The organism is Pararhizobium sp. LjRoot255 (assembly GCF_964252905.1).
In the GTDB taxonomy this organism is placed as follows: Bacteria; Pseudomonadota; Alphaproteobacteria; order Rhizobiales; family Rhizobiaceae; genus Pararhizobium.
In genome coordinates this window covers 632770-644645 of the sequence record NZ_CAXUPQ020000001.1, presented here as the reverse complement: position 1 = coordinate 644645, position 11876 = coordinate 632770, and the positions used below count along the sequence as shown (strand labels likewise).

General features: G+C 61.7%; 11 protein-coding genes. 5 read left to right on the top strand and 6 right to left on the bottom strand.

What is annotated here, in order from left to right:
• Window positions 1-17: 17 nt before the first annotated feature.
• The 6 genes from ACSQ2W_RS03300 to ACSQ2W_RS03275 form a co-directional block, all read right to left on the bottom strand.
• Complete coding sequence (locus tag ACSQ2W_RS03300) at window positions 18-632, bottom strand: PRC-barrel domain-containing protein (RefSeq protein WP_436084967.1); 615 nt, start codon at window positions 630-632, stop codon at window positions 18-20.
• Between the two features lie 281 nt (window positions 633-913).
• A complete protein-coding gene (locus ACSQ2W_RS03295; RefSeq protein ID WP_436084966.1) occupies window positions 914-2641 on the bottom strand; it encodes an IlvD/Edd family dehydratase in 1728 nt (575 codons plus the stop codon).
• A 91-nt stretch (window positions 2642-2732) separates the two neighbouring features.
• Window positions 2733-3617 carry an SMP-30/gluconolactonase/LRE family protein gene (locus ACSQ2W_RS03290; protein ID WP_436084965.1) on the bottom strand — a complete coding sequence of 295 codons (885 nt, stop codon included), beginning with the start codon at window positions 3615-3617 and terminating at the stop codon, window positions 2733-2735.
• A gap of 2 nt (window positions 3618-3619) precedes the next feature.
• Window positions 3620-4252, bottom strand: a complete 633-nt coding sequence (locus ACSQ2W_RS03285; RefSeq protein WP_436084964.1) for a 2-dehydro-3-deoxy-6-phosphogalactonate aldolase — start codon at window positions 4250-4252, stop codon at window positions 3620-3622.
• Between the two features lie 13 nt (window positions 4253-4265).
• A complete protein-coding gene (locus tag ACSQ2W_RS03280) occupies window positions 4266-5183 on the bottom strand; it encodes a 2-dehydro-3-deoxygalactonokinase (RefSeq protein WP_436084963.1) in 918 nt (305 codons plus the stop codon).
• Window positions 5183-5953: an SDR family NAD(P)-dependent oxidoreductase gene (locus ACSQ2W_RS03275; RefSeq protein ID WP_436084962.1), complete on the bottom strand. Its 771-nt coding sequence runs from the start codon at window positions 5951-5953 to the stop codon at window positions 5183-5185. The genes ACSQ2W_RS03280 and ACSQ2W_RS03275 overlap by 1 nt, the downstream gene beginning before the upstream one ends.
• Before the next feature lie 162 nt (window positions 5954-6115).
• On the opposite strand from ACSQ2W_RS03275, the gene ACSQ2W_RS03270 reads away from it, so the two are divergent.
• The 5 genes from ACSQ2W_RS03270 to ACSQ2W_RS03250 all read left to right on the top strand — a co-directional run bounded on the left by ACSQ2W_RS03270 (window position 6116) and on the right by ACSQ2W_RS03250 (window position 11869).
• Window positions 6116-6916: an IclR family transcriptional regulator gene (locus ACSQ2W_RS03270; RefSeq protein ID WP_436087664.1), complete on the top strand. Its 801-nt coding sequence runs from the start codon at window positions 6116-6118 to the stop codon at window positions 6914-6916.
• 213 nt (window positions 6917-7129) lie between these two features.
• Complete coding sequence (locus ACSQ2W_RS03265) at window positions 7130-7870, top strand: helix-turn-helix transcriptional regulator (protein ID WP_436084961.1); 741 nt, start codon at window positions 7130-7132, stop codon at window positions 7868-7870.
• A 114-nt stretch (window positions 7871-7984) separates the two neighbouring features.
• A complete protein-coding gene (locus ACSQ2W_RS03260) occupies window positions 7985-8740 on the top strand; it encodes a LuxR family transcriptional regulator (protein WP_436084960.1) in 756 nt (251 codons plus the stop codon).
• 476 nt (window positions 8741-9216) lie between these two features.
• On the top strand, window positions 9217-10389 hold the full coding sequence (apbC, locus tag ACSQ2W_RS03255; protein WP_436084959.1) for an iron-sulfur cluster carrier protein ApbC: 1173 nt from the start codon (window positions 9217-9219) through the stop codon (window positions 10387-10389).
• A 502-nt stretch (window positions 10390-10891) separates the two neighbouring features.
• Window positions 10892-11869 carry a magnesium transporter CorA family protein gene (locus ACSQ2W_RS03250; RefSeq protein WP_436084958.1) on the top strand — a complete coding sequence of 326 codons (978 nt, stop codon included), beginning with the start codon at window positions 10892-10894 and terminating at the stop codon, window positions 11867-11869.
• The last annotated feature ends 7 nt before the right edge of the window (window positions 11870-11876 follow it).

Here is an 11876-nt window from a genome sequence, read left to right as displayed (position 1 = left end):
TCAAACCATAGAGACGGTTAATTGTTGGTCGCGGGCTTCTCAGCCGGCTGCACATCCGTTGCCGGTGCGGTGGACGACGTAGTGGTCGTATCGACCGGCGCAGTGGCGTTCTGCTCGGCGATCTTCTGCGACTTGGTCTTGAATTCCGGTGCAGCGTTCAGCGTGTCGGCAGTTTCCTGCGTCGTCAGCTTCAGATCGGCGGAATTCGGCACCTCGGTAACCGTGATGGTGTCGAGTGGCACGGCGACGTTCTTTTCGCCGATGCCAAGGAAGCCGCCGACGCCGACCACAGCGGCCTCAACCGAGCCGTCCATGGTAAAGATCACGTCGTTGATTTCGCCGATGCTTTCATCGGCCGCATTGTAGACCGGCTGGCCGATATAGGTGTTGGCCGAAATCTGGCCTTCAGCCTGTTCGGTCAGGTAGCCGGAACCCGCGGCAGGCGCCTGAGCGGCCTGGTCCAGCGGCTTCTTCATCGGGTCAGCCGGCTGATCGCCGGTTGCCGGAGTTTCCATGGTCTGCGGCTGCGTTGCCGGCTGAGTGGTATCCTGTGCGAAGCCGAGCGGCGCCAAAGCGGTCACGCCTGCAAAAAGTGCGCCTGCGGCGACGGAAGCTACGAGTTTCCTGGTCATGTCAAACCTACCTTTTCGTTTCTTGTCGATCAGGGCGCGGGGGTCCAAAGCGTTTCCGCCGCACCGGTGATATCAAGGAAACGTTCAAGGCGTTCAGTGGTTCCTTAAAAAATATGCAACGCGGGATGGAACTCTTCGCGGAGACTATTGCCGGGCGAAGGCGATTTCGAGGAAAAAGCGGTGAGATTCCCGAAAGAACGGCCCATCGCGGCGCCGGTTTCAGTCCGTAAAAAAAGCCGGGCGATGCCCCGGCTCTCTTCATATTCGCTCAACCGATCCGGTCAGTGGCTTTCGCGGAAGACTTCGCTGCCGCTCGCCCCGACCAGGAAGTCCAAGTCTGCGCCTTTGTCGGCCTGCAGCACGGTGTCGTGGTAGAGCTTGTAGTAGCCGCGCGTCCATTTCTGCTGGGGCGCCTTCCAGGCGGCCATGCGCGAGGCGAACTCTTCTTCGCTGATCAGGAGATTGAGCTCGCCCTTCATCGCATCAAGGCGGATGCGGTCGCCGGTCTTGACGATGGCAAGCGGACCGCCGGCATTGGCCTCGGGACTGACATGCAGCACCACGGTCCCAAAGGCGGTGCCGGACATGCGGGCGTCGGAAATGCGGACCATGTCGCGCACGCCCTTTTCCACGAGCCGGCGCGGGATCGGCATGTTGCCGACTTCCGCCATGCCCGGATAACCCTTCGGGCCGCAGCCCTTGAGCACCAGGATCGTGTCCTCGGTCACCGGCAGGTCCGGGTCGTCGATCTTCGCCTTCAGATCCTCGATGGTCTCGAACACATAGGCCGGGCCCTCGTGCGCAAGCAGATGCTCGCTCGCGGCAGACGGCTTGATGACGGCGCCGTTGGGCGCAAGGTTGCCCTTGAGCACGCGGATGCCGGCGGCCTTGCGGAGCGGGTTGTCGAGCGGGCGGATGACGTCGTCGTTGTAGACTTCGGCGTCCTTCCAGTAACCGGAGATCGGCGCGCCCATGACGGTCGGGGCGTCGGCATGCATCATGTCCTGAATGCGGTTCATGACAGCGGGCAGGCCGCCGGCATAGGCAAGATCCTCGATGAGATACTTGCCCGACGGCATACAGTTGACGATGCAGGGGATCTGGCCGCCGACGCGGTCGAAATCCTCGAGCGTCAGGTCGACACCGGCGCGGCCGGCGATGGCGAGAAGATGCACGACCGCATTGGTCGAACCGCCGACGGCGGCATTGGCGATGATGCCGTTTTCGAAATTCTTCCTGGTCAGCACCTTCGACAGGCGCAGGTCCTCATGCACCATCTGCACGATGCGCTTGCCAGTCATGTGCGAAAGCGCCATGCGGCGTGCGTCGACCGCGGGAAGCGCCGCGTTGGTCGGCAGCGAAAGACCCATGGCCTCGACGACTGACGCCATCGTGGTCGCGGTGCCCATGGTCATGCAGACGCCGGCCGAGCGCGACATGCCGCTTTCGGCCGCCATGAATTCCTGCACGCTCATCTTGCCGCCGCGCACGTCCTCGGAGAACCTCCAGACGTCGGTGCCCGAGCCGATGTCCTTGCCCTTCCACTTGCCGTTCAGCATCGGGCCGGAGGAAACGACGATGGTCGGCAGGTCGACCGAGGCCGCACCCATCAGTTGGCCGGGCGTGGTCTTGTCGCAGCCGCCGAGCAGCACGACGCCGTCGATGCCATAGGCGCGGATCGCCTCCTCGACATCCATGGCAAGCAGGTTGCGGAACAGCATCGCCGTTGGCCGCATCTGCGTCTCGCCGAGCGAGGAGACCGGGAACTCGAGCGGAAAGCCACCGGCTTCCCAGACGCCGCGCTTGACGCCTTCGGCCAGGATGCGCAGGTGGCTGTTGCAGGGCGTCAGTTCCGACCAGGTGTTACAGATGCCGATGATCGGCCGCCCGTCAAAGACGTGATCCGGAAAACCCTGGTTCTTCATCCACGAACGATGAATGAAACCGTCCTTGTCGGTCCCGCCGTACCAGTGCCGGCTTCTCAGCTCTTTTTTCTTGTTGTCGCTCATCGGAGCACTCCCTTGGGTCAGGTATCCTTGCCTGGAGTCAATTGGAATACTTTTTAGCCGCGATGCCTGTGAGCCGGCTCCGCGCGGCCGGTCAGAGCCGGTAGATAGGTTCGAAACGGCCCTTGACCGAGACGCCGAGTTCGAAGGTCTGGCCGGCGTTCGGGTCGGCGGCGCGGGCCTCGGCGTCCATGTCCTGCCAGGCGGACGTCACCAGCAGGCGGTCGGCCTTGGCACCGATGAACGCCGGGCAGCTCGATTGCTTTGCCGGCACGGCGTAGCGCGCGATCTTCGTGCCGTCCGGCTTGTAGACATCGACGGCGCCCTGGCCCCAGCGGGCATTCCAGATCAGACCGTCGGCATCGCAGACGGATCCGTCGACATCGCCGGGATTGCCGCTTTGGTCGCTGAGCACGGAAGCATCGCCGGTCGGCTGTCCGGTTTCAGGGTCGAGAGCCACTTTCATGATGTGATTGACCGCCGAATCGACGAAATATCCCGTTGAGCCGTCCGGCGAAAAGCAGATGCCGTTCGGGATGCTGATATTGCTGTAGAGCTTGGTCACGGTGCCTTTGGCGACATGATAGATCGCGCCGGCGCCTTTTTCCGCGCGCCTTCCCATCGTGCTGGCCCAGAGGCTTCCCGACGGATGCATGCGGCCGTCGTTGGAACGGTTTTCCGGGTTGTCTTCAAGGGTCCCGTAGGCCTTGAAAGCCCCCGTTTGCGTGTTGCGAATGAACAGCCCTTGATCCGACGCGATGAGCTGCTGCTCAGGGTCGATGATGGCCATCACGCTGCCCATGAAAGGAAGGGGATGAACCGTCTTGCGGCCGCTTTCGAGATGCAGGGCGTGCAGCTCCTTGCCCCGGATGTTGAACCACCAGGCGGTGCCGGTGGCCGGATCGAAGGTCGGTCCTTCGCCGAGTTCAAGCGTTTCGCCGCACAGGGTTTTACCGGAAAAGGCGATCGTCTCTGTCATGGTCACGCTCCATAGACGGCATCATAGGCCTTGATCGTCGCCTGTGCACGCTTGGTGACCTCAGTGGCATCCATCCCTGCCTTGTAGAGGCTGGAGCCGAGGCCGAAACTTTTGACGCCGATCTTGGCGTAGTCGGCGAAATTGGCCTCCGAAACACCGCCCACGGCGGCGATTTCCAGTTCCGGCGGCAGCACGGCGCGGATCGCCGAAATGCCCGAGGGCCCAAGCACGCTGGCGGGAAAGAACTTGAGCCCCGTCGCCCCGGCATGGGCGGCCGCCAGCGCTTCGGTCGGGGTGAAGACGCCGGGCATGGTGACCATGCCGCGGGCGGCGGCCAGCGCAATCACGTCCGTTTCGACATTCGGGCTTACCATCAGCCTGCCGCCGACGCCGTCCAGCCGTTCAACCTGCTCGGTGGTCAGCACCGTGCCCGCGCCGATCAGGCAGCCTGCCGGCGCCATCTTCACGGCGGTCTCGATCGACCGGAACGGATCGGGCGAATTGAGCGGGATCTCGATAGCGGTGAACCCTGCCTCGATCAGGGCGCCGACGACGCCCTGCGTTTCCTCGGGCTTCAGCCCGCGCAGGATGGCGATCAACGGATATTTCATCTGCGGGAAGGGGATGCGGTGCATGACGTCTCTTTCTTCAGGCAGGCCAGATGGCGTTGGCCGCAGCGGCAAGGCCATGGCGAACGGCTTCATCGGCATCGATGATGACGGGTTTGAGGTCGAGGGCCGACAGGGCGGAGTGATAAAGCCCCGCAAGCGCCCCGGAGGCGACAAGACAGACGCTGCTGCCGGGTCTCGCGGTCGAGAGCGCGCCGGCAATTTCAAGGCCGATCAATGTGCCGGAGAGCCGCGCCTTGGCGGCCCTGGCGCTCAGACCGTGCAGCAACTGGCCGCTGCGCACGGTAAACACCAGGTTGGTGGCGAGCGCCGGGCTTTTCGCGGCTGTTGTGACAGCACCCAGAAACACGGGATCATCGGCTTCAGAAGAGCCGCCATCGGCAACCGCGTGACTGAGGATCGAATGTTTGGAGATCACGTCGAACAGTTCGCCGGTCATGAAGGTCGAGAACCCGTCGACGATACCGCCGGTGACGCGCACCCATTTGCTGTGCGTTCCGGGCATGCAGACGAGATGGCTGCCGCTTCCGAGCCGCGATATTGCGCCGAGCAGTTGCGTTTCCTCGCCGCGCATCACGTCGGGTGCGGCCTCGCTGCGTTGGGCAAGTCCCGGCAGGATGCGGATATCGCGATTGGCGTCCGTCACCGTCACCGCCGCCTTGACGATGCCGGTCAAGGGTGCCGGGGTATCGAGATAGCCCGCTTCGACCCAGCCCTGACGTGCCCCGGCCATGCCGCAGATGACCACAGGCAGGTGCGGCGGTGCCGAGACGGCGGCGAGATGCGTTTCGAGGATCGGCGAGAAGCCGGTCTTTGCCGCCGTCGTCATGCCTTCGCCGCTGCGGCGCTCGGCCAAGACTTCGCCGCTCTCGCTGACGATCCACAGGCGGAAGCTCGATGTCCCCCAGTCCACCGCCGCATAGCAAGCTGCCGTCATTAAAATACGCCCCCGTCAATGATCATCGTCTGTGCCGTCATCCGCGCCGAGCAATCGGAGGCGAGGTAAAGGCATGGCCCCACCATATCCTCCGCAACGAGCGTGTGCTTCAGGCATTGTTTTTCCAGCATGCCGGAGATTGCGGCATCGTCCAGCCAGAGCTTCTTCTGCCGTTCGGTCACGACCATGCCCGGCAGCACGGCATTGACGCGGATATCCTCCGGCCCGAGCTTGCCGGCAAGCGATTTGGTCAGGCCGACAATGCCGGCCTTGGCCGTCGCATAGGCCGGAATCTCGCCCATGTTGAGCATGAAGGCGATCGACGAGAAATTGATGATCGAACCGCCGCCCGCCCGGCGCATATGCGGCACTGCTGCCTGGCTCATGAAGAAGACGTGCCGCAGGTTGACGGCCAGGCTTTCATCCCAGCTTGCTTCCGTGACATCCTCCAGCGGCTGCCGGTCATCACGCGCGGCGTTGTTGACGAGAACGCTGAGTGAGCCAACCGTTTCAGCGGCTTGATCGACAATGGAGGCGAGAGCCTGCGCGTCTCGAAGATCGGCCCGAATGAAAACCGGAGCGTGCGCGACAACCGGAGCGAGCTGCTCCACCAGCGCCCGGCTTTCCGCTTCGGCAATGTCGACGAAGGCGACCCGGGCACCTTGCCGGGCAAAGCCCTCGACAAGGGCGGCGCCGATGCCCGAGCCGCCGCCGGTGATCAGGACGCCGCGACCCTTGAGGTCGGGAAACTGTGCGGCTGGCAAGGCCATTGTGTGTCACTCTCCCTGATGCGCCGCATCCCGAAAACCGGCTTGCATTTGCATCCATGTCGTTCCATTATGTGGAACATACTCTTATTATTTGGAATTATCGCCGTCGCTGATCGCTTGTCAAGATCGCGCCGGCGGCGGCCGGTGAACGAAACGGAAATCATGGATCGCGAAGGCTCTCCTCCAGGGACTGAGAATAGCGGCACCGGCACGCTGGGCAAGGCTCTGTCCGTGCTTGAGGTCGTGGTAAGTTCGGACCGGCCGCTTCGGTTCAGCGAAATCCTCGCCTTGTGTGACCAGCCGCGCGGCACGCTGCATCGCCAGCTCTCGCATCTGGTCGAGGAGGGACTTCTCATCCAGGGCCGCGACCTCTGCTACGAGCCGGGCCTGCGGCTGTTGAAATTCGCCTACCGGTCCTGGTCGAAGAACCAGTTCCGGGCGGTCGCGGCGCCGCATCTGCGTAAGCTGCACGAGGAAACTGGCGAGACGGTTCATTTGGGCGTCCTGCGCGGCACGGAAATCATCTATGTCGACAAGGTCGAGAGCCGCCAGACGGTTCGGATGGAATCACAGATCGGCAATGCATCACCCGTTTATTGCACCGGGCTTGGCAAGGCGGCTCTCTCCGTACTGCCGCAAGATCGCCTCGCCGAGACGCTGGACAAGCTGACATTTCATCGCTTTACCGCCAATACCCACCTTTCCGTTGCTTCCTTGAAACGTGATCTGGACGAGGCGCGGCTGCAGGGCTATGCCTTTGATCGCGAAGAACATGAAACGGAAATTCGCTGTGTTGCCGCGCCTATCCACGATGCCGGTTTCGATCTCGTCGGCGGCATTTCCGTGACGGGGCCGGCTTACCGGGTAACGATGGAACAACTTGAGATCTGGGCCTATCTTGTCCGGCAGGCGGCGATGGCCATTCGTGAAGATGTGGAGGTTCGTCTGGGACCGGGGCGGTAGTGTCGATTATCCCTGTTCGTTTAAATTAGGCAAATCGGCTGGACGCAGGGAAAGCGGAGTTGTAGCTTCAACAAATCAGATTCGGTGCTTGCTGACGTTCGATTGCCGCTTCGAAATGGCTTCACCGGGATCGCCCGGTAAACGAACGCAGCGGCAGCGGATTGGTTTCTTACGAACGTCGAGCCGAAAGGCCGCGAGTCTGGAAGAGTGAAAATGGTCGATTTCAGGGGGCATCTCTCATCCGTCGCGCTCTCCGCCGATCCGCGGATTGCTGGAACAATGAAGCGGGAAGCAGATGTCCGCCAGGCGCTGGAGCAGGTCACGGACGCTTACGGATTTCATGGATTTGTGGTCATGATCGTTCCGGCCAAGAGTTCCAGCAGGCTGTCGGAATCGGTGGTCATGACCAATTGGCCGAACGATTTCCTGGCCAGCTACGATGCCGCCAGCCTGATGGCCGGCAGCCCGGTGATCAAGCGGCTGCGCCGCAGCACCATTCCATTCACCTATGATACGGAGTTGGAGTCTCGCCGGCGCCCGGACGGCAAGGGCGATGCCGTGCAAGGCCTGTTCGAACGCGCCCAGCTCCGGCGTGGGGTCTACATCCCGGTTCACGATGTGCACGGAACCTGCGGCGCCGTCGGTTTCGGCGGCGACCGCGAGGTGGTCGGCGCGGGCGAATTGAAAGAACTGACCTTCGCCGCCGCTTATCTGTTCAGCCGCCTCAGCGAGTTGCGGGGAATCCGCAACCGGGCACCCGGAGGCTTGTCGCGCCGCGAGATCGAATGCCTGCACTGGGCAGCTGCAGGCAAGACCACCACGGAAATGGCAAAAATTCTGGATCTCTCCGAATATACCGTCAATCACTATCTGAGCCGTGCAACCCGCAAGCTTGATTCCGTCAATCGTGTGCAGACTGTGGCGAAGGCGATCCGCGCCGGACTGATCAACTGAGAAAATGCATATGGATACGAGCAGGAAAACCGGCATGGTGGGTGGAGCGCACGACAGGCACAGCGGACGACCGGTCGACACGCAATGCACCCGACGGTGCGGTGGAGACTGTGAATGCGTGACAACGTGATGGCGGAGCCGGTGGAAAACGAGCAGCCGCGTGGCGGCGATTTCGCATCCGAGATCGCTGCGCTGGAAACGCAGTTCGACGCGATCCGCTATATGAAGAGAACGACCCAGGCTTTCGGCTTCAAGACGTTCCTCGTTTGCATGGTGCCCTCTTTCGACGCGGAGAAACTGGCCAGCGCCTCCATCCTGTCGAATATGCCGGCAGACTTGATGAGCAAGTACGACAGCATCTCCGTCCTCAAGCATTCAACAGGCATCCGCCGGTTGCGCGAAACCACGACGCCGTTTCAGTTGACGGTCGAGGATTGGGAGAGGGAGAGCGGTAGGCCAGCGCAGACAAACGAATACATCGCGATGCTGCGGGAGCACGGGATCTTCCAGGCCAACTATTTCCCGGTTCACGACGCTGACGGCAGCCGCGCCACTGTCATTTGGATGGGAAAACGCGTCGATCTGCCGATGACGGCGATGATGGAACTGCAGATGATCGCTATCCATGTCTATAACCGTTTGACGGAGATCGGCTCGTTCTGGAAAGACCCCAGCGTCGCCCTGTCGGAGCGAGAGATCCAATGCCTCAACTGGACGGCGGCGGGCAAGACCAGTTCGGAGATCGCCGGAATTCTCGGATTGTCCGAGCACACCGTTAATCACTATCTCAACCATGTCAGCAAGAAGCTCGACGCCGTCAACCGTACCCAGGCCGTCGTCAAGGCGATGAAGAAGGGCTACATCAGCTGATCTCATGCGATGGATTTCCGGCGTCGACGCGCGCAGGTGCGGTTGTCCGGGCGAACGGTTGGACGATATCTGCAACCGCCTTGTCCTAAAATTCGGCAATCCGGCAGGAACGCAACGCATTTGCACAATAACTATGCGGCTCGGATGGTGCGCTGCAGCAATCCATGTCGCGAACCGTTGCATTTCAGGGATTTTCTCAAACTGGCACGGTTCCTGCTTTCTAAGAAACAGGTCCAGAGGGGACTGCAATAATAAAACTGCGCCCATGAAGGTCGCGACAAACAAGGCCGCTTTCAGCCTGAGGTGATCCCGGATGTACGGACACCACACGGCCGGAAGCGGCTTTTGCTTTGCAGCCTGTTTTTCTCGGTGACCGCATTGGCGAAACACTCCCGCTCGACTATCTAAATGTCACGCATCACGGTTGAAAACAGGCGGCAGGCAGACCAGCCGCGCCGGCGGCAGGAGTGAATGAGATGGCAGACGTCACCAAGGAACAGGTCCTCGAGAAATTGAAGGGTGTGCTCGGGCCGGATATGGACGGCAATATCGTCGATTTGGGGCTCGTCTCCGACGTCTTTATCTCCGACTCCAAAGTCTATTTCTCGATCACCGTACCGGCTGAACGCGCGCGCGAACTCGATCCCCTGCGCGCCGCCGCCGAGCGTGTGGTCAAGGAAATCCCCGGCGTCAAAGGCGCCATGGTGGCGCTAACCGCCGACAGGAAGGCTACGCCCTCCTCCGCGCCGGTGCAGAGGCCCGCCGCTGCGCCGGCGCGTGCTGGACATTCCCATGCGGAGCATGCGCATCCGGCACCTTCGGGACAGCGCCCGGCCAAGGCCGGCATTCCGGGCGTCGGCGCGATCATCGCTGTCGCGTCAGGCAAGGGCGGCGTCGGCAAATCGACGACCTCGGTCAACCTGGCCTTGGCGCTGAAAGCCAACGGTCTGCGCGTTGGCATTCTCGATGCCGATATCTACGGCCCGTCCATGCCGCGCCTCCTGAAGATTTCCGGCCGTCCGCAGCAGATCGAGGGCCGCATGATCCGGCCGATGGAAAATTACGGCCTGAAGGTCATGTCGATGGGCTTCCTCGTCGACGAGGAGGTCGCGATGATCTGGCGCGGGCCGATGATCCAGTCGGCACTGCTGCAAATGCTGCGCGAAGTGGCCTGGGGCGATCTCGACGTGCTCGTTGTCGATATGCCGCCGGGCACCGGCGACGCACAGCTGACCATGGCCCAGCAGGTGCCGCTCGCCGGCGCCGTCATCGTCTCGACACCGCAGGACCTGGCGCTGGTCGATGCCCGCAAGGGGCTCGCGATGTTCCGCAAGGTCGAGGTGCCGGTGTTCGGCATCGTCGAGAACATGAGCTATTTCATCGCGCCCGATACCGGCAACCGCTATGACATCTTCGGACATGGCGGCGCCCGCAAGGAGGCCGAGCGTATCGGCGTGCCGTTCCTCGGCGAAGTGCCGCTGACGATCGGCATCCGCGAAACCTCCGACGCCGGCACGCCGGTGGTCGCCTCCGAGCCGGACAGCGAGATTACCCGGGTCTACCGCGAGATCGCTCGAAAAGTCTGGGATCAGATCTTGGCGCAGAAGGCCGACACGTCGCGCGCCATGCCCAACATCGTCTTCGAGTAGGCTACTGAATAATTCCTTCAATCGGGATTTAAGGATATTATGCAGCAGACTTAATGTTACAGCGTCCTTTGCGCGTCATATTTGACGCGCGGCGCTGGAACCGCTACCTCGCTATGCATGCATTGCATTTCGGAAATGCGCCGCATCCGCGGTGACAAATGGCTATCGATCGGCTAGCGTCATTAAGTCTTTGGGCGACAATGTGGCGCTTTGCCACTTTCTCCATTGATTTTGAATGTGCCTTGTTCCATATGCCTCCCCGCGTCCGCAAGGATGTGCCAGCGGCGCTGCCCTCCGTCGGGCTCCGCATGACCATGATGACCGTTTGAGGTTTTGTCGTAAACGACGAGAGTTTCCATATGGATCTGCCGCGCGCAGCTTTGATGTCATACCGCCGGGTTTGTCCGGTTCGCCACAGTCAGGACCTGATCTCCTTCCGTGCGCACGACCGTGTGTTGGTCAATTGCGGCGGCCGCGATGGCGCGCTTGCAAGGGCGGTGGAATGATCACTGCCTATCGTGACAATGGCGAAGCCGTTGTGGTGAGCGCGGTGAAGCCACCCGCTTCCCTGCCGTCCGATATCGTCTGGATCGACATGCTGCGTCCGGACAAGGCGGAGGATTTTCTGGTCGAGAGTTTCCTCGGCATCGAGGTGCCGACACGCGAGGACATGAAGGACATCGAACCTTCCAGCCGCCTCTACACGGCAAAGGATGCTGTGTTCATGACGGCGTCACTCATCTGCAAGGCCGACAGCGGCCGTCCGGAATTGACGGATGTCGCCTTCGTCCTGGCGCGGGGGATGCTGATCACGGTCCGTTACGAGGAACCGAGGGCGTTCGACCTGTTCACGGCTGCGATGCACCGGATCCCCGGCGGCTGTGCGACGGGGACGATCCTGGCGACGCGCCTCTTCGAAACCATCACCGATCGCACGGCGGAGATCCTCGAGACTGCGGTTGCGAAAATTGATGCCTTGTCGCTGCAGGTTTTTGGCGATCGTCCTGTCGGACAACGCCGCCCGCCCCACTATCTCGAAGCCAGGTTGATGGACGTCGCCTCGCATCACCGACTGGTGGCAAAGACGCGTGACAGCTTGATCTCTCTCTCCCGCGTTCTGACATTTCTCTATACGGTCCCCTCCGTGCAGGAAAACCGGGAAGCCAAGGAACTCTGCCGCGCCATTTCGCGCGACATCCAATCCCTGTCGGAACACGCCTCCTTCGTCTCGGGAAACATCACCTTCCTGCTCGATGCCTCTCTCGGCCTCATCAATGTCGAGCAGAACGCCATCATCAAGATTTTCTCGATCGCGGCCGTTGTCTTTCTGCCGCCGACCCTGGTTGCCTCGATGTACGGCATGAATTTCGATGTCATGCCCGAACTGCAATGGACCTTCGGTTATCCGATGGCGGTCGTCGCCATGGTGATTTCCGCAATTGTGCCCTACTACTTCTTTCGCTGGAAAGGCTGGCTCTAGGAGCCTG